This is a genomic window from Agromyces selenitireducens (assembly GCF_052748465.2).
Genome location: NZ_CM188259.1, coordinates 345015 through 361979, shown reverse-complemented (window position 1 = coordinate 361979; position 16965 = coordinate 345015). Strand labels below are relative to the sequence as shown.

Below are 16965 nucleotides of genomic sequence, written 5' to 3'. Positions count from 1 at the left end.
GGCTTTCGGGTCGAACGGCGGGGACGCGCAGGGAGGAGATCAGTTGAGGAGGTCGGCGAGCTGGCTGTCGGTGATCTTCAGACGGACGACGTCGACGCCGAGGTCCGGACCGCCGACCTCCCAGTCGGCTCCGAGGTCGACCCATTCCGTGAAGTAGCCCTGGAGGCCGCGGCACGCACCGACGCAGGCCGGCGCGAGCGGGTCCGGGTTGTTGAAGACGCCGGGGCCGCCACCGGTCAGCTTCCAGCCGGTCACGACGAAGGCCGCGAAGGCGTAGATGTGGAACTCGCCGTTGGCGCCATTGATGTCGTTCCCGCCGTCGTAGACGGGGACCAGCACCGTCTGGCCCTCGAGGTCGCTGAAGAGCGCGGTGCACTCGTTCGCAGGGTCGATGCCCGGATCGCTGCCGACGTAGCCGGAATCGAGGTCGATGTACGTCTCGCAGGCTCCGCCCTCGAGATCGAGCCAGCCAAATCCGCCCTCGATGGGCTGGCCGTCGTCGCGGGTACAGTCGTTCTCGCTGGTCTGGTGGTACTCGATGAGGACTCGGACGCCGCTGTCGGGGTCCTGGAACTCGCAAAGGGAGAGCGCGAGCGGGAGCACGATGCCCGCGTTCGGGCTGCCCCATTCGGCGGAGCTGACGGCCTGCACGGTCGACGACGCGGTGCCGGTCAGCACGGCGGCGAGCGGATGGCTGACCGTGTTCTCGGTGGCCACCGTCACCAGGTGGGCGTCGAAGTCGATCTGCGGCGTCAGAGCGCTGGGCTCGGAGATCATCGCGTTCTGCAGCACGAACTCGCTGGCCATGGCCTGAGCCCCCGCGCCGCAGCCGGCCTCGTCCTTCGCACATGCACTCGCGATGGCGAGTGCCGCACCGTCAGCGCCGTTCTGCTGGGCGGCACGCTCGGCGTACATCGCGCCGACGTCGACGGCGATGGCCGCGGCACCGATGAGGGGAACGATCAGCAGGCCGACGAGCACGGCGCTCGCGCCGCGCTCGGCACGTCGAAACCGTCGGATCAGCCGCCGCATACCATCTGTCCTTCCGCCTGGAGGGTGAAGTCGTTGCCCGTCGCCCACTCCCAGAATCCGGGGACGATCAGGTCGGCCGTGTAGGTCACCGTCGCGTGGACGGGGGTGCCCTCCGGGGCGTCCTCGCACGTGCCGACGCTCAGCGAGACCTGGTCGGCGGTGAGGTCAGGATTCAGGGCGGGCGCCGTCGCGATCGCGGCGGCCTGCGCCTCGCCCACGCTGTCGCGGATGGCCATGACGCGGGCCGCCTCGCGGGCGGCGTTCGAGATCTGGATCTGAATGTTGAACAGCCGCCCGAACTCGAAGATACCGAGGATGAGGGCGAGCAGGATCGGCAGCACGAGCGCGAACTCGACCGCGGCCGCACCACGCTCCTTGCGTAGGGACAAGATCCTCACGTGTTCAGACGCTCCTCAGGACATGTCCGTGCACTGGAGGTCGTCGTCTGACGACCTCCAGTGCACGGAGGATCGAAGTCGGCCTGGAGGCAGCGGACTAGAGCGCGGCCGCGACGGCGTTGAAGATCAGGTCGAGGTTGGTGCCGATGAGGGTCACCGCGGTGATGATCACGACGGCGATGAGCGAGACCATGAGGCCGTACTCGACCGCGGTCGCGCCCTCCTCCTGGCTGCGGATCGAGGCGATGCGGGCCTGGGCCTTGGCAACGAGCTTGTTCATGAGGGGCACCCTTCGGGTCGAAGCAAAACAAATAGAGGGACCGCTTGCACGCAAGCGGTTTGACGAAGGTATAGGTGGCCGCAGCCCCCCGTATATGCCCCACTTCGGGGCACCCCCTCTTTGGGGGTCTGGGCCAGTGCGTTCGTGATCGGGCCGTTACCGGAGCACTGCTAATCTCTTCGGCCGGTTGCGGAGAATCCGGTCCGAAAGGCTGGTCAGACACCGAGCACAAGCAGCGCGAGGAGTGCCCCCGCGAGCATCGACGGGCCGAACGGAAGCGACCCTTTCAGCGTCACCCGCCGCACCGCGAGGGCCGCCAAGGACACCAGGGCACCGACCGCGAATCCCGCGAACACGCCCCACACCCATACCCACCACCCGAACCACCCGAGCACCAACCCGAGCGGCGCCGCGAATTTCACGTCGCCCATGCCCATCGCCGACGGCGAGATGAGCGCGAGCACGAGGTACAGCGCGAACATGCCGGCTCCGCCCGCGAGCGCCCAGAGCAGCGACATCCACTCCCCCGACAGCGCCGATGCGAGCACGAGCAGGGCGGCGAGCAGCACCAGCGTCGGCAGCATGACCGCGTTCGGCAGGCGGTGCTCGGTGAGGTCGACGATCGACAGCACGACTCCGGTGGCGGCGAGGGCGAGCAGGGCCGGCAGCACGGGGTCGAGGCCGAAGCGCCAGGCGAGGAGGCCGAACGACACGGCGGTCGCGAGCGCCGACCAGACGCGGAGCCGGCGCAGCGGCATCCGCTCGGAAGAAGGCCGGTGGATGGACCGGTCTGCCCAGACGGCGAGCTGCCACCAGCCGAGCAATGCTCCGAGGAGCGATGCCGCCGCGATCAGGGCGATCGTGGCGGCATCGGACGGCATGCTCGGCAGCGTAGCGGAGGGGGCGGGTCTCGATATGCGCCTTCGGTGCTGCTCGACGACCGGGGATGCAGATACGGCGTAGTGTGACGCTCACGATCCCATGCGCCACGGAGAGGGGCCACGCGGATGGACGAGGTGAAGGCGACCTACGACGCGATCGTGGACGAGCTGCTGAAGGATGCCGACTACGACGTCGACGCCACTCCCGACGGACTGCTCGTGAAGGGCCATCTGTTCGCCTTCCTCGACGGCCGAGAACTCGTCGTCGACCTGCCCGAACGGCGGTCCGCCGACCTGCGCCGCCGGGGCATCGCCGTGCCCTTCCACTCCACGCAGGGCGGCGACAGCCCCACGTGGGTGCGGGTCGCCGACCGGGAGCTCTGGTCGGAGCTTGCGCGCGAGGCGCACGAATACGTGGGTGAGCCGCCGGTCGGGCGGCAGTCGTAGCAGGTCGGAGCTAGACCTCGCCGCGCGAGATCCCCACCATCTCGTCGCGGGGCACGACCTTGATGCGCTTGCGCTCCTCGGCGGCGCCGAGCGCCTGCTCGTGCTCGTCGAGGCGGTGCCATCCGTCGAGATCGGTCCAGCGGATGCCGCGGGACTCGAGCAGCTCGATCACCGACTCCTCCGACGGCGACTCGGGCCGCCACCAGTTGCCGAGGTCGTTGATGAGGTGCTTGATCGTCTCCATCGCGTCGGACTTGGTGTGCCCGATCAGGCCCACGGGTCCACGCTTGATCCAGCCGGTCGCGTACACGCCGTACATCTGGCGCGACTGTCCGCTCTCCTTGTCGCGGATCAGCACCTGGCCCTCGTGGTTCGGGATGACGCCGAACTTCTTGTCGAACGGGATCCCCGGCAGCGGCGACCCGAAGTAGCCGACCGCACGGTACAGCGCCTGAATGGGGATCTCGCGGATCTCGCCGGTGCCGACGACCCCGCCCTCGCCATCCGGCGCGGTGCGCTCGTAGCGGATGGCGCCCACCCGACTGGTGCCGTCGTCGACGATCTCGAGCGGCTTGGCGAAGAAGTGCAGGTGCAGGCGGCGCGACGCCTGGCCGACCTCGCGCTTGCGCCACTGCTGCAGGACCTTGTCGATGACGAACACCTGCTTGTTGCCGGCGACCGCGGCACGCGCGGCGTCGTCGTAGTCGAAGTCCTCGTCGTAGACGATCATGTCGACGTCGCGCAGCTCGCCGAGTTCGCGCAGCTCGAGCGGGGTGAACTTGACGGAGGTCGGGCCGCGGCGGCCGAAGACGTGCACGTCGGTGACGGGCGACTTCAAGAGCCCCTCGTACACGTTCGCGGGAATCTCGGTCGGCAGCAGGTCTTCCGGGTGCTTCGCGAGCATGCGCGCCGCGTCGAGCGCGACGTTGCCGTTGCCGATAATGCCGACCGACCGCGCGTCGAGCGGCCACTCGCGCGGGTAGTCGGGGTGGCCGTCGTACCAGCTGACGAAGTCGGCCGCGCCGTACGAACCCTCGAGCTCGACGCCGGGGATGTTCAGCGACGCATCCTTCACCGCGCCCGTGGCGAAGATCACCGCGTTGTAGTGCTTCTTCAGGTCGTCGAGGGTGATGTCCTCGCCGAAGCGCACGTTGCCGAAGATGCGGATGTCGCCGCGGTCGAGCACCTCGCGCAGCGCCGTGATGATGCCCTTGATGCGCGGGTGGTCGGGCGCGACGCCGTACCGCACCAGCCCGTACGGGGCGGGCAGGTGGTCGAACAGGTCGATGGAGACGTCGAAGTGCCGCTCGGCCTTGAGCAGGATGTCGGCGGCGTAGATGCCGGCGGGGCCTGCGCCGATGATGGCCAGACGCAGCTTGTTCCTGGTCACCGGTGAAGTCCTCCTGTGGTCGATGCGGGCGTCACGACGTGCGCTCCACGATGGTGTCGGCGAAGCGGGTGAGCGCCTTCTTCACGCTGCCCTCGGGCACGGGCGCGAGCGCCGCGACCGCGTCGCGCGCCCAGCGGTGGGCCTCAGCGAGCGTAGCGCGCGTCGCCTCGTGCTCGCGCAGCTCGTCGACGAGGGCGTCGATCGTCGCACGCGACGGCACGATCCGCGAGGCGCCCGTGTTCGTGTCGACCGGGTCGGGGCTGCCGGATGCCGCGTCGGGGGGCAGCACGTCGCGACGGATCCGTTCGAGCAGGTCGGCCGCCGCGGCATCCGTCTTCGCCAGGTCTTCGAGACGCAGCAGGGGCAGGGTCACGACGCCTGCGCGCAGGTCGGTGCCGGGCACCTTGCCGGTCTCCTCCGGCTGCGGCGACAGGTCGATGACGTCGTCGATGAGCTGGAACGCGACGCCGATCTTCTCGCCGAACTCGACGATGGGCGGCTCGAGGGCCGGGTCGGCGTTCGAGAACACGATGCCCGACTGCGCGGCCGCGGCGATGAGCGAGCCGGTCTTGTCGGCCAGCACCTGGATGTAGTGCTCGATCGGGTCCTCGTCGGCGTCGGGACCGACGGTCTCGTTGAGCTGGCCCAGCACGAGCCGCTCGAACGTGTCGGCCTGCATGCGGATGGCGCGCTCGCCCAGCTTCGCCATGAGCTGGCTCGCCCGGGCGAACAGCAGGTCGCCGGTCAGGATCGCGACCGAGTTGCCCCAGACGTTCTGCGCGGTCGGCACGCCGCGGCGCCGGTCGGACTCGTCCATGACGTCGTCGTGGTACAGCGAGCCGAGGTGCGTGATCTCGATCGCCATCGCCGCGGTGACCACGTCGTCGATGACGCCGTCGCCGAGCTGCGAGGCGAGGAGCGTGAGCATCGGGCGAACGCGCTTGCCGCCGGCCTCGAGCAGGTAGCGGCTGGAGACATCCGCGAGGGAGTCGGCGAAGCGCACCTGCTCGACGAGCCCCGCCTCGACGCGATCGAGGCCGTCGTCGATGGACCGCGCCATGGCCCGGTCGGCCGAGGTCGCGAACACGCGCTCGCTGAGGCCGAGGTTGGCCGCGAGCTTCGACCCGCGGCGGACGACCGGATGGCTCGGATTCACGTCGCCCAGCCTACCGAGAGCGAGCCGAGCGGATGCTGCGAGGTCGTCGAACGCGGAACCCTCAGCTGTCCACCACGTCGAGCGGCTTGCGCGCCCGGTGCAGCGCGACGACGCCGGCCGTGAGGTTGCGCCACGCGACATCCGCCCACCCGGCCTCGCGGATCCACGCGGCCAGCCGATGCTGGTCGGGCCAGGCGTTGATCGACTCGTTCAGGTACTCGTAGGCGTCGTCGTTCGAGCTCGACAGCTTCACCAGAGGCGGCATGATCACGCGCTGGTAGAAGTCGTACCCGGCGCGAACGATGCCCACCGGCGGGTGCGAGAACTCGCACACCACGAGGCGTCCGCCGGGCTTCGTCACGCGCAGGAACTCGGCGAGCGCGACCTTCGGCTCCTTCACGTTGCGGAGGCCGAACGAGATCGTGACGGCGTCGAACTGATCGTCGTCGAACGGGAGGTGCATGGCGTCCGCTTCGACGAACACGAGGTTCGGCACGTGCGCCTGGCGGCGGCGGCCGACCTCGATCATGCCCGGCGAGAAGTCGGCGGCGACGACGCTCGCGCCCGACTTCGCGAGGCTCGCGCTCGAGGTGCCCGTGCCGGCGGCGACGTCGAGGATGCGCTCGCCCGGCTTCGGCGCGACCGCCTTCGTGGTCGCGACGCGCCACAGCGCCGCGTTGCCGACGGACAGCACCGTGTTCGTGCGGTCGTACCGCGCGGCCACCCGGTCGAACATCGCCGAGACGTCACGGGGGTCCTTGCCGAGGTCAGCGCGCGTCATGCTGCGAGTCTACGATTCGGCACTGGGCGGCGGCGGTGAGCGGATGCCGCGGCCACCGAACCCGAACCCGAACCCGAACCCGAACCCGAACCGCAGGATCGGACGCGCCATCCGCCTCAGGTGAGGCCCCTGACTCGTCTCATCCTGCGAATTCACCCGGGAACCCTGAGCGTTTCCATGCAATGGGATGAATCCGCAGGCGCGTCGCGTTGGCTGTCGATGACGGATGCGGCGCACCCTGCCGTCGCACGAAACGGAGGAACACCCATGAAGGCCATCTGGAACGGCACGGTCATCGCAGAGTCCGACGACACGGTCGTGGTCGAGGGCAACCACTACTTCCCCCGCGAGGCGATCCGCCCCGAGTTCTTCGCCGACAGCGAGAACCGCAGCGTGTGCCACTGGAAGGGCACCGCGAAGTACTTCCACGTCGAGGTCGACGGGCAGCGCAACCCCAACGCCGCCTGGTACTACCCCGAGCCGTCGAGCGCGGCCGCCGAGATCCGCGACCACGTCGCGTTCTGGCGCGGCGTCGACGTCGTCCCCGCGTAGTCCCGCCCGGGCCGCGGCGTAGGCTGGTCCGGTGACGCGAACGGATGCCGCGGCGCGCCCCGCCGCCACCGACACGAGGTTGCGCGTCCGCACCGTCGCGGTCGACGAGACCGCGCCCCTCGTGCCCCGGCTCGACCCGCGGCATCCGCTGCTGTGGATGCGCCGTGGCGAGGGCATCATCGGACTCGGCGAGGTGCTGCGCATCGAGACCCGCGGCGCGAACCGGATCGCCGACGCCGCTCGCGCCTGGCGGCGGCTCGCCGCCGCCGCCGACCTCGACGACCGCGTCGGCCTGCCCGGCTCCGGGCTCGTCGCGTTCGGCGCGATCGCGTTCGCCGACGACTCCGCGGCGACGAGCGTGCTCGTCGTGCCCGAGATCGTGCTCGGTCGCCGTGACGGACGCGCGTGGGTCACGCGGATCGAGGTGCTCGACGCGGCATCCGTCGCCCCGGCACCGCCGGTCGAACTGCCCGAACCGGCGCCGAAGCGCGACGTGCCGCGCGTGCGGTTCGAATCCGGGGCGATGCCACCCGAGGCGTACCGGTCCGCCGTCGACGAGGCCGTCCGCCGCATCGACGACGGGCTCTTCGAGAAGGTCGTGCTCGCACGCCAGCTCGTCGGCGAACTGCACGAGGACGCGGGCCTGCGCGCCGCGCTCGCCAAGCTCGCCGACGACTACCCCGACACGTGGGTGTTCGCCGTCGACGGGCTCATCGGCGCGAGCCCCGAGACGCTCGTGCGCGTCGACCACGGCACCGTCTCGGCACGCGTGCTCGCCGGCACTGCGTCGCGCGGTCGCGACCCGGCATCCGACCGCGAGCAGGCCGCGCGCCTCGCCGGCTCGCACAAGGACCTCGCCGAGCACGCGCTCGCCGTCGAGTCCGCCGTCGCCACGCTCGCACCGCACACGGCGCGGCTCGACGCGAGCCCCGAGCCGTTCACGCTCCAGCTTCCGAACCTGTGGCACCTCGCGACCGACCTCAAGGGCACGCTCGGCGACGGCTCGAGCTCGCTCGACCTGGTCGCCGCGGTGCACCCCACCGCGGCGGTCGCGGGCACGCCGCGCGAGGTCGCGCTCGCCGCGATCGCCGAGCTCGAGGGCTTCGACCGCGGGCGCTACGCCGGGCCGGTCGGCTGGATCGACGCCGACGGCGACGGCGAGTGGGCGATCGCGCTGCGCTGCGCGCAGGTGTCGCCGGATGGCACGGTGCACGCGTACGCGGGCTGCGGCATCGTGCACGACTCGATGCCGGCCGACGAGCTCGCCGAGACCGACATGAAGTTCCGCCCCATCGTCGAGGCGTTCGGGGGGCCGCCGCCCTCGCCGTCCGTCCCGTAGCGCGCGCATCTGCGGGTCGAGGAGGGCGCCCGCGCCTGTCTCGAACGCCTCGACCCTCGCACGCGATCAGCTGACCGCGAGCCGCGCCTTCTGCTCCTCGATGTCGTAGTCGGCGACGGGCCAGTCGAGCTTCATCGCGTCGAGCGCGTCGATGAGCAGGTGCTGCACCGCGAGCCGCGCGTACCACTTGCGGTCGGCCGGGATCACGTACCACGGCGCGTGCGGCATCGTCGTGCGCTCGAATGCGACCTGGTAGGCCTCGCGGTACATGGGCGCCAGCATCCGCTCGTCGATGTCGCCGGGATTGAACTTCCAGTGCTTGTCGCGCCGCTCGAGCCGCTTCATCAGCCGGTCTCGCTGCTCGTCGGTCGAGATGTGCAGCATGACCTTGATGATGGTGGTGCCGGATGCCGCGAGCTCGGCCTCGAACTCGTTGATGGCCTCGTACCGCCGCTCAAGCTCGTCGGGCTCCGCGAGCTCGCGGACCCTCGCGATGAGCACGTCCTCGTAGTGCGAGCGGTCGAACACGCCGATCATGCCGGCTTCCGGCAGCTCCTTCCGGATGCGCCAGAGGAAGTCCTGCGCGAGCTCCTCCTCGGTGGGCTTCTTGAACGACGCGACCTGCACGCCCTGCGGGTCGACGGCGGTCATCACGTGCTTGACGATGCCGCCCTTGCCGGCCGTGTCCATGGCCTGCAGCACGAGCAGCACCCGTCGCGGGTCGCCGCCCATCTGCGCGCCCGCGTACAGCTTCTCCTGCAGCTCGGCGAGGATCAGGGAGCCTTCGGCGAGCGACTCTGCCGCGTCGGACTTGTCGCCGTCGAAGCCCGGCGTGGCGCTCGTGCTCACCTCGTCGAGCCGGAATCCCTGCCGCACCCGCAGCGTGTCCGACGGGTCTTCGTTCCAGTACGTCTCCAGGCCCACCGGGTCCCCTCTCATCGCGGCAGCAGCGCCGCTCCCCCATCTTCGGGGCGTGACGGATGCCACGGCAAGGGGCCCTGCTGCCCTCACCTCGTCCGTCCCCGCGGATATGCGATCGGGCAGGCCGGGCTCCGGGCCGTGAGTCCGGGGTGGCGGATCGCATCTCCGTCGGAGCTGAGCGCGCGCGGCGCGCGTGGGGCGGGTCCGTCGCGGCAAGGGTCTCGCTCAGCGCGGCAGCGGCACCTCGAGGAGCGTCGGACCGGTGACGGCCGTGCCGAGCGCCTCGTCGAGCTCGCCGCGCGTCGTCGCGCGCCGGTACTCCCAGCCGTAGGCGCCCGCGAGCCGTGCCAGGTCGACCCGCTGCGGCGTGAACTGCACCCGGTCGAACGCCTCGGCGGGGGCGGATGCCGCGACCTCGAGCGCGTCGAAGATGGTGCCGCCGCCGTCGTTGCCGACGATCACGAGCACGCGCGGTCGCGGCTCGCCGTCGCCGAGCAGCAGCGAGCCGACGTCGTGCAGCAGTGTCAGGTCGCCGATGAGCGCGCGGGTGGTGCCGTGGGCGTGCTCACCCGACTGGCTCGCGATCGCGATGCCGATCGACGTGGCGACCGTGCCGTCGATGCCGGCGAGCCCGCGGTTCGCGTGCGCGACGATGCGCCGGCCCGGGACGACCCGGTCGGCGTCGCGGATCAGCCGGGAGGCGCCGAACACGAGTCGGTCGTGCGGCCAGGTCGCCGCCCAGAGCGCTTCGACGAGCATGCGCCGGTCGACGGGCTGCCGGACGCGGGCGAGCTGGTCGCGCAGGTATTCGCGCTGGGCGGCGAAGTCGGTCACGTGGCCGGTCTCGTCGACACCGTCGCGGACCCCGCCGTGCTCGGCCGCGGCGCTGGCCTCGTCGACCAGCATGCGGCTCGCGCGCACCCAGCGGCCCGTCCACGCCCGCTCGTCGGCGGTCGGCTCGTGCGGCGCGACCGCGACGGCCCGCTCGAACCGGTCGACGGCGTGCCCCGGGTCGAACCATTCGATGCCCCACGGCGCGACCGCGATCGACTCGACGTCGTCGCGCTGCACCAGCGCGGGCACCTCGCGCGACAGCGTCGGGTGCCCGAAGACGATCGCGCGTTCGACCCGGTCGCCGAAGCCGGGTTCGCGCAGCAGCTCGCGGTATGCGACGACGAGGTTCGGCCCGAACCGTGCGCCGCTCGTGACCTCGGCGATCAGCGGCCAGCCGCCGGCGCGGGCGAGCTCCTCGGCCTCGGGCCCGGCTCCGGCGCCCGCGATGACGACGGTGCGGGGTCCGTGCTCGAGGCGTGCGATGTGCGCCCCCGAGCGTGCCGCCGGCGGGGTGCGGGTGACGGATGCCGCGGCATCCGCTCTCGGCACGTCGCCCTCGGCCACCTCGACGGGAGTCGACAGCGGCTCGCGCAGCTGGAGGTTCAGGTGCACCGGACCCGGGCCGGGGCGTGGGACGAGCACGCCGTCGGCGTCGACCCCGAGCGCGGCGTGCAGCGCTTCGCGCGCGAGGGCGGCCGCGGCATCCGCTTCACCGGGTCGGCCGTCGGGTGCGTCGACGTCGCGTTCGAGCCGCACCGCGCCGGCGAAGATGCCGGGCTGCATCGTGGTCTGGTTCGAGCGGATGCCGCGCAGTTCCGCCGGGCGATCGGCCGTCGCGACGATGAGGGGCACGCCCGCGTGGTGCGCCTCGAGCACGGCCGGGTGCAGGTTCGCGACCGCGGTGCCCGACGTGGTGACGACCACCGCGGGACGCCCGGACTCGACCGCGAGCCCGAGCGCGAGGAATCCGGCGCCGCGCTCATCGATGCGGACGTGCAGGCGGATCGCGCCGACCCGTTCGAGCTCGGCCGCGGCGAGCGCGAGCGCCTGCGAGCGGGAACCGGGTGCGACGATGACGTCGGTCACCCCGAGGCGGACGAACTCGGACAGCAGCGCAAGCGCCGACGCCGTCGCGGGAGAGGCGACGGCGCGCGCCTCACGCATTCGGCCGGCCGGACCCGCCTGGGTCGCCGGGGTTCCCGGGGTTCTCGGTGCCGTCGGGCCGCCGCCGGTCGGTGCCGAGCGCGTCGTCGCCGCGCTGCCCCGCCTCGGGGGCGTCGGAGTCGAGCTCGGCGAGCTCCTGCTCGAGACGGCGGATGCGCTCCTCGTGCTCGGCGTCGTCGCGCAGGCGACGGAGGAACTCGGGGTCGTCGTCGGGTGCGTTGGTGCGCCGACCGCCGCCGCCGCGACCGAAGCGCAGCGGGCGACCGCGACCGACGAGGAACCACAGCAGGCCGCCGATGATGGGGACGATGAGGATCACGACGATCCACCAGCCGCGCGGAAGTCCGCGGATGCGGGAGCGGTCGAAGAGCGCGCAGTCCACCACCGCGTAGATCGTGAAGACCACCACGGCCACGATCGCGATCACCCAGAAGCGGACCATTCCCCGATTCTAGGCGCGCAGCATCACGGGCGGCTGGGAGCGGGCACCCAGAATCGGACTTCTACACTGATCGGGTGAACGAGATCCCTGTCTGGCTCCGATACACGCTGCTCCGAGTGCTGCTGTTCGCCGCACCGCTCGTCGTGCTGCTCGTCGCCGGGGTGACCCCGTGGATCGCCGTGCTCGTCGCCGCGCTGTTCGGCTTCAGCGCGTCGCTCATCTTCCTGCGCCGTCAGCGCGAGCAACTTGCCGAGGACCTCTACGCCGCGCGTCACCGCGAGACGCCCGTTGCACGCGATGACGACGAGGTCGAGGATGCAGCGGTCGACGCCGCCGCCGCACCGCCGGCCGACGCTCCGCCCGCACCCGATGCGGACGCCGACGCCGCGCGCGCGGCCGATGCAGACGCCGACGCCCGCCGCGCGGCCGAATAGCGGCGGCAGGCAGCACCGGCAGCACCGGCCGCACCGCGGGCAACGCCCTATGGGGACCCCGGCCGCGTGACACGCGGATGAGAGTTTCCATCTGGCTCGTGTCGACGCCGCCTCACATGAGGCGACTCCGACAGGCCCGCGCCGCAACGCGGCGCGACCCACCGCGCATCTCCAATCTCACCTCATGTGAGGCGACGCCGACATGACCGATCGCGACGCGAACACACACCCACCGCGCCTCATATGAGGCCACGTCGACAAGAGCGATCGCGACGCCAACACACGCCTCGATCGCGCCTCATGTGAGGCCACGTCGACAGGAGCGAGAAGAAGACTGCCCTACGGCCGGCCCGGGGGCGGCGGCCTCCCCCACGCCGCGAGGCGAGTGCTACAGCGCGAAGACCAGCCCCATCCCCACGCCGTAGGCGAGTCCGGTGAGGCTCGCGAGCTGCAGCGCCGCGATGAACTCGCGCGGTGTGCGCCCCCAGCCGACGATGACCGCCGCTGGGATCGCCGCGAGCAGCGCGAACAGCACCAGCATCGCGGTCGGGTAGACGAACGACCAGAAGACGACCACGCCGAACGGCAGCAGCAGGAACACCGCGAACAGGATGCGCGACACCAGCGGCCCGACGATCACCGCCAGGGTTCGCTTGCCCGCCTCGCGATCCTGGTCGATGTCGCGCAGGTTGTTCGCCATGAGCACCGCGCACGCGATGAGGCCGACGCCGGCACCGCCCGTCCACGCCTCGAGGTTCACGGTGAGCGCCTGGACGAACGCCGACCCGGCGGTCGCGACGAGCCCGAAGAACACGAACACGAACAGCTCACCGAGGCCCTGGTAGCCATACGGTCTGGTTCCGCCCGTGTAGAACCACGCCGCGACGATCGCCGCCGCGCCGACCGCGAGCAGCCACCACTGCTGGGTGAGCACGACGAGCACGAGTCCCGCGACCGCGGCGATCGCGAAGAACGTCAGCGCGACCGCGAGCACGCGCTTCGGCGGCACGAGCCCAGACCCGGTCAGCCGGGCCGGGCCGACCCGGTGCGCGTCGGTGCCGCGGATACCGTCGGAGTAGTCGTTGGCGTAGTTGACGCCGACCTGCAGCGCCAGCGCCACGATGAGCGCGAGCACGAACCGCCACGGATGCCACGGCTCATCGGTGAACGCGAGGCTCAGCACGCCCGCCCCGGTGCCGAGCGCGACCGGGGCGATCGCGAGGGGCAGGGTTCGCAGCCGTGCACCGCCGACCCAGTCGCGCCAGGTGATCGGGCCCCGTTGCACGGCGGGCGCGGCGGCGGCCTTGGCGGGGTTGCCGGACCGCGCCGGCGGCCGCGACTTCGACGGCGACGTCGAATTCGACGTCGACTTCGACTTCGACTTCGACTTCGACTTGGCGATCTTCGCGGACGGGTTCATGCGCTGGGGTTTCGGGCGTGCCACCCCGACATCGTATTCGGCGAGGCCTGCCCGCACCTCGGACGCAGCCATGGATCCGCCATCCGCTCCGGATCCCGAACCGCAGGACCAGCCACCCCGACAGACCCGTCACACCACGGATGACGCGCCCCGTCCTGCAGTACGTGCCGGCCCGCCCTGCAGTACGTGCGGCCCGCCCGGCCACGCCACCGCCTCGACCCCGCCGCACCACCGCGCCCCACCCCGGACCGCAGGACCAGCCGCTCGAAGGGCCCGATACGCGACGGATGACGCGCCTCATCCTGCAGTAGTGCCTGCCCACCCCGCCGCACCACCGAGCCCGACCCCGAACCGCAGGACCATCCACCCGAAGGGCCCGATACGCGACGGATGACGCGCCCCATCCTGCAGTACGTGCCTGCCCACCCCGCCGCACCACCGAGCCCTACCCCGAACCGCAGGACCAGCCGCTCGAAGGGCCCGATATGCGACGGATGACGCGCCCCATCCTGCAGTACGTGCCTGCCCACCCCGCCGCACCACCGAGCCCGGTCCCGAACCGCAGGACCACCCGCCCGAAGGGCCCGATATGCGACGGATGACGCGCCCCATCCTGCAGTACGTGCCTGCCCACCCCGCCGCACCACCGAGCCCGACCCCGAACCACAGGACCACCCACCCGAAGGACCCGATACGCGACGGATGACGCGCCCCATCCTGCAGTCGGCGACGGCCCGCGCAGCCGCGCCGCCGCGCCCCGGCGCTGGGCGCGGCGTGCTCCGCGACCGCGGCGAGTCGGTCGCCGAACGCTAACCGGCGTCGGGCTCGGTGGCGGCGCGGGCGAGAGCGGATGCCGCGACGCGGTCGGGCTTGCCCGACGCGAGCCTCGGCAGGTCGCCCGCCGGCATGGGCACCACGCGCACGGGACGGGCGGCGGGCGGGAGGCCCGCGGCATCCGTCGCCGTTCGCAGCGCGTCGAGCGCACCCGGCCCGGCATCGGCCGAGGCGGCGACGACGACCGCGACCCGCTCCCCCCACTCGGGGTCGGGCACCGCGACCGCGACCGCGTCGCCGAACCCGGGCACGCCCTGCACGGCCCGCTCGACCTCGCCGAGCACGACCTTCACCCCGCCGGAGGTGATCACGTCGTCGGCACGCCCGGTCACGCGCAGCACTCCGTCGTCGCCGACCGATCCGAGGTCGCCCGTGCGGTACCAGCGGATGCCGCTCGCGTCGGTCTCGAACGCCGCAGCGGTGCGCTCGGGGTCGTCGAGGTAGCCGTCCGCGAGCGTCGGACCACCGAGTTCGAGCTCGCCGTCGACCGCGCGCGCGAGCACTCCGGGCAGCGGCCGCCCGTCGTAGACGCAGCCGCCCGCGGTCTCGCTCGAGCCGTAAGTCCGCACGACGCGTGCGCCGAATGCCGCCGCCCGCTCGACGAGCCCCGGATCGACGCGCTGGCCACCGACGAGGATCGCCGCGTAGAACGCGAGGTTGCGCGCCAGGTGCCCGGACGGATCGGCCTCGGCCGCCTCGACGACGCGCGCGAGCTGCACGGGCACGAGCGACGTGTACCGCGGCAGTGCGTCGCGCAGGCGCATGAGGCGCATGGTCGCGGCGGCGAAGCCCTCGGCTGTGAAGGGCTCGTCCGGCGCCATCGCGACCGGCGGGGTGCCGGCGACGATGCCGCGCACGAGCACCTGCACCCCCGCGACGTAGTGCGCCGGCAGCGCGAGCACCCATCGGCCGTGACCGCCCAGTGCGGCAGCGGATGCCTCGGCGCTCGCCCGTAGTGCGTGCGCGGAGAGCGTCACGCGCTTGGGGGCGGCCGTCGACCCGGAGGTCTCGACGACCACCGCGACGCCGTCGCCCACCTCGCCGACGACCTCGCCGTCGCGAGTGTTGCCGTTCGCGCCGAGTGATGCCGCTGCAGCCGCATCACTCGGCGGGATCGGCATCACTGGGCGGGATCCGGCGGACGCGGTCGCGAAACGCGGCTCCGCCGCTCCTCGACCCGCAGGCGCCGGCACGGGCCACACGGCCGGCCCGCCGTCGAGCGCGTCGGCGAGCAGCGCGCGGAGCGCGGCGACATCCGTCACCGGGACCTGCAGCAGCGGCTTCATCGCGGCATCCGTCGGCGGCTCAATAGTGCCAGGGGTAGGGCCCCCAGTCGGGGTCGCGCTTCTCGAGGAACGCGTCGCGGCCCTCGACGGCCTCATCGGTGCCGTACGCGAGGCGGGTCGCCTCACCCGCGAACACCTGCTGCCCGACCATGCCGTCGTCGACCGCGTTGAACGCGAACTTCAGCATGCGGATCGCCGTGGGCGACTTCGTCAGGATGGTGCGCGCCATCGCGATCGCCTCGCGCTCGAGGTCGGCGTGCGGCACGACCCGGTTCACGGCGCCCATCTCATGCGCCCGCTCGGCCGAGTACTCCTCGGCGAGGAAGAACACCTCGCGCGCGAACTTCTGCCCGATCTGGCGCGCGAAGTACGCCGACCCGTAGCCGGCGTCGAAGCTGCCGACCTCGGCATCCGTCTGCTTGAAGCGGCCGTGCTCGCGGCTCGCGATCGTGAGGTCGCACACGACGTGCAGCGAGTGTCCGCCGCCCGCCGCCCACCCCGGCACGACCGCGATGACGACCTTCGGCATGAACCGGATGAGGCGCTGCACCTCGAGGATATGCAGGCGGCCGAGACTCGCAGCCGCGGGTCGAGGAGCACGCACAGCGCCCGTGTCGAGATCCGTCCCGGGTTGGGGGTCTCGAGACGCGTCGGCTCCGCCGTCGCTCCTCGACCCGCTCGGGTCCTCGTACTGGTACCCGTCGCGCCCCCGGATGCGCTGGTCGCCGCCCGAGCAGAACGCCCACCCGCCGTCCTTCGGGCTCGGCCCGTTGCCGGTGAGCAGCACGACGCCGATGCGCGGGTTCGTGCGCGCGTCCTCGAGGGCGCGGTACAGCTCGTCGACCGAGTGCGGGCGGAACGCGTTGCGCACCTCGGGGCGGTCGAATGCGATGCGTGCGATGCGGCCGTCGGTCGAGTGGTGGTAGGTGATGTCGGTGAAACCTGCTGAGCCGGTGACGGATGCCGCGGCATCCACCCACTCGCTCGCATCGAACAGCTCGGACACCACGTCTGCCATGCCGTCCAGCCTACGTTCAGACCGCGGCGCCTGGCGGCTCGGCCGGCCCGCCGGTGAGGAACGAGACCACGGCGGCGTAGACGATGGACCCCACCCAGAGGGCGCCGTACAGGAGCGGCACCAGGGCGGCCATGACGAGCACGAGCCCGATGACCGCGATCACGACGTTGCGGCCGACGGAGTCGCGCACCTCGACGGCCTCCACGCCGAGCGAGCCGAGTCCATCCGTCGTCGTGTCCGTCGACTGAACCGCCACCGCGCCCTCGTCCGCCATGCCGTCCAGCCTACGTGCGCCAACCCGGGCGACGTCCTCGCACGCTTCTCAGGAGCCGCCGCCCGAATCGCCTCGTGCTCAG

The 16965-nt window shown here is 71.9% G+C and carries 18 protein-coding genes; 4 read left to right on the top strand and 14 right to left on the bottom strand.

All coding sequences use genetic code 11. The features are described 5' to 3' along the window. Nucleotides 1-39: 39 nt before the first annotated feature. From ACULK4_RS01750 to ACULK4_RS01735, 4 genes are all read right to left on the bottom strand, one after another. Nucleotides 40-1032, bottom strand: a complete 993-nt coding sequence (locus ACULK4_RS01750) for a Tad domain-containing protein (protein ID WP_445964739.1) — start codon at nucleotides 1030-1032, stop codon at nucleotides 40-42. After that, nucleotides 1020-1430 carry a TadE/TadG family type IV pilus assembly protein gene (locus ACULK4_RS01745; protein WP_445964738.1) on the bottom strand — a complete coding sequence of 137 codons (411 nt, stop codon included), beginning with the start codon at nucleotides 1428-1430 and terminating at the stop codon, nucleotides 1020-1022. Before ACULK4_RS01745 ends, ACULK4_RS01750 begins: the two co-directional genes overlap by 13 nt. A gap of 97 nt (nucleotides 1431-1527) precedes the next feature. Next, complete coding sequence (locus tag ACULK4_RS01740) at nucleotides 1528-1710, bottom strand: Flp family type IVb pilin (RefSeq protein ID WP_445964737.1); 183 nt, start codon at nucleotides 1708-1710, stop codon at nucleotides 1528-1530. Between the two features lie 215 nt (nucleotides 1711-1925). Beyond that, nucleotides 1926-2591: a prepilin peptidase gene (locus ACULK4_RS01735; protein WP_445964736.1), complete on the bottom strand. Its 666-nt coding sequence runs from the start codon at nucleotides 2589-2591 to the stop codon at nucleotides 1926-1928. A 126-nt stretch (nucleotides 2592-2717) separates the two neighbouring features. Here ACULK4_RS01735 and ACULK4_RS01730 point away from each other — a divergent pair, with 126 nt between their 5' ends. Continuing rightward, nucleotides 2718-3038, top strand: coding sequence for a hypothetical protein (locus tag ACULK4_RS01730; protein WP_445964735.1), 321 nt, complete (start codon nucleotides 2718-2720; stop codon nucleotides 3036-3038). Nucleotides 3039-3048: 10 nt separating this feature from the next. Here ACULK4_RS01730 and ACULK4_RS01725 read toward each other — a convergent pair whose 3' ends face one another. The 3 genes from ACULK4_RS01725 to ACULK4_RS01715 form a co-directional block, all read right to left on the bottom strand. After that, nucleotides 3049-4428, bottom strand: a complete 1380-nt coding sequence (locus ACULK4_RS01725; protein WP_445964734.1) for an FAD-dependent oxidoreductase — start codon at nucleotides 4426-4428, stop codon at nucleotides 3049-3051. 31 nt (nucleotides 4429-4459) lie between these two features. Then, nucleotides 4460-5584 carry a polyprenyl synthetase family protein gene (locus ACULK4_RS01720; protein ID WP_445964733.1) on the bottom strand — a complete coding sequence of 375 codons (1125 nt, stop codon included), beginning with the start codon at nucleotides 5582-5584 and terminating at the stop codon, nucleotides 4460-4462. Nucleotides 5585-5645: 61 nt separating this feature from the next. After that, entirely contained in the window at nucleotides 5646-6365 is a 720-nt protein-coding gene (locus ACULK4_RS01715) for a demethylmenaquinone methyltransferase (RefSeq protein WP_445964732.1), read from the bottom strand. A 267-nt stretch (nucleotides 6366-6632) separates the two neighbouring features. On the opposite strand from ACULK4_RS01715, the gene ACULK4_RS01710 reads away from it, so the two are divergent. Further along, nucleotides 6633-6917, top strand: coding sequence for a DUF427 domain-containing protein (locus ACULK4_RS01710; protein ID WP_445964731.1), 285 nt, complete (start codon nucleotides 6633-6635; stop codon nucleotides 6915-6917). A gap of 31 nt (nucleotides 6918-6948) precedes the next feature. Beyond that, on the top strand, nucleotides 6949-8256 hold the full coding sequence (locus tag ACULK4_RS01705) for an isochorismate synthase (protein WP_445964730.1): 1308 nt from the start codon (nucleotides 6949-6951) through the stop codon (nucleotides 8254-8256). A gap of 66 nt (nucleotides 8257-8322) precedes the next feature. Here ACULK4_RS01705 and ACULK4_RS01700 read toward each other — a convergent pair whose 3' ends face one another. The 3 genes from ACULK4_RS01700 to ACULK4_RS01690 form a co-directional block, all read right to left on the bottom strand. After that, nucleotides 8323-9195 carry a PPK2 family polyphosphate kinase gene (locus tag ACULK4_RS01700; RefSeq protein ID WP_445964729.1) on the bottom strand — a complete coding sequence of 291 codons (873 nt, stop codon included), beginning with the start codon at nucleotides 9193-9195 and terminating at the stop codon, nucleotides 8323-8325. A 207-nt stretch (nucleotides 9196-9402) separates the two neighbouring features. Continuing rightward, nucleotides 9403-11175, bottom strand: a complete 1773-nt coding sequence (gene menD, locus ACULK4_RS01695; protein WP_445964728.1) for a 2-succinyl-5-enolpyruvyl-6-hydroxy-3-cyclohexene-1-carboxylic-acid synthase — start codon at nucleotides 11173-11175, stop codon at nucleotides 9403-9405. Next, the gene (locus ACULK4_RS01690) at nucleotides 11168-11617 is read right to left on the bottom strand and encodes a PLDc N-terminal domain-containing protein (protein WP_445964727.1); all 450 of its coding nucleotides are present in this window, start codon (nucleotides 11615-11617) and stop codon (nucleotides 11168-11170) included. Before ACULK4_RS01690 ends, menD begins: the two co-directional genes overlap by 8 nt. A 74-nt stretch (nucleotides 11618-11691) precedes the next feature. Between ACULK4_RS01690 and ACULK4_RS01685 the strand changes: the two genes are divergently transcribed. Further along, a complete protein-coding gene (locus tag ACULK4_RS01685) occupies nucleotides 11692-12051 on the top strand; it encodes a DUF4229 domain-containing protein (protein ID WP_445964726.1) in 360 nt (119 codons plus the stop codon). Nucleotides 12052-12439: 388 nt separating this feature from the next. On the opposite strand, the gene ACULK4_RS01680 is transcribed toward ACULK4_RS01685, so the two are convergent. The 4 genes from ACULK4_RS01680 to ACULK4_RS01665 form a co-directional block, all read right to left on the bottom strand. Then, nucleotides 12440-13471: a 1,4-dihydroxy-2-naphthoate polyprenyltransferase gene (locus ACULK4_RS01680; protein ID WP_445965187.1), complete on the bottom strand. Its 1032-nt coding sequence runs from the start codon at nucleotides 13469-13471 to the stop codon at nucleotides 12440-12442. Nucleotides 13472-14280: 809 nt separating this feature from the next. Then, on the bottom strand, nucleotides 14281-15591 hold the full coding sequence (locus tag ACULK4_RS01675) for an AMP-binding protein (protein WP_445966890.1): 1311 nt from the start codon (nucleotides 15589-15591) through the stop codon (nucleotides 14281-14283). 19 nt (nucleotides 15592-15610) lie between these two features. After that, a complete protein-coding gene (locus ACULK4_RS01670) occupies nucleotides 15611-16609 on the bottom strand; it encodes a 1,4-dihydroxy-2-naphthoyl-CoA synthase (protein ID WP_445966889.1) in 999 nt (332 codons plus the stop codon). Between the two features lie 16 nt (nucleotides 16610-16625). After that, nucleotides 16626-16883 carry a hypothetical protein gene (locus ACULK4_RS01665; RefSeq protein WP_445966888.1) on the bottom strand — a complete coding sequence of 86 codons (258 nt, stop codon included), beginning with the start codon at nucleotides 16881-16883 and terminating at the stop codon, nucleotides 16626-16628. Nucleotides 16884-16965 lie beyond the last annotated feature (82 nt).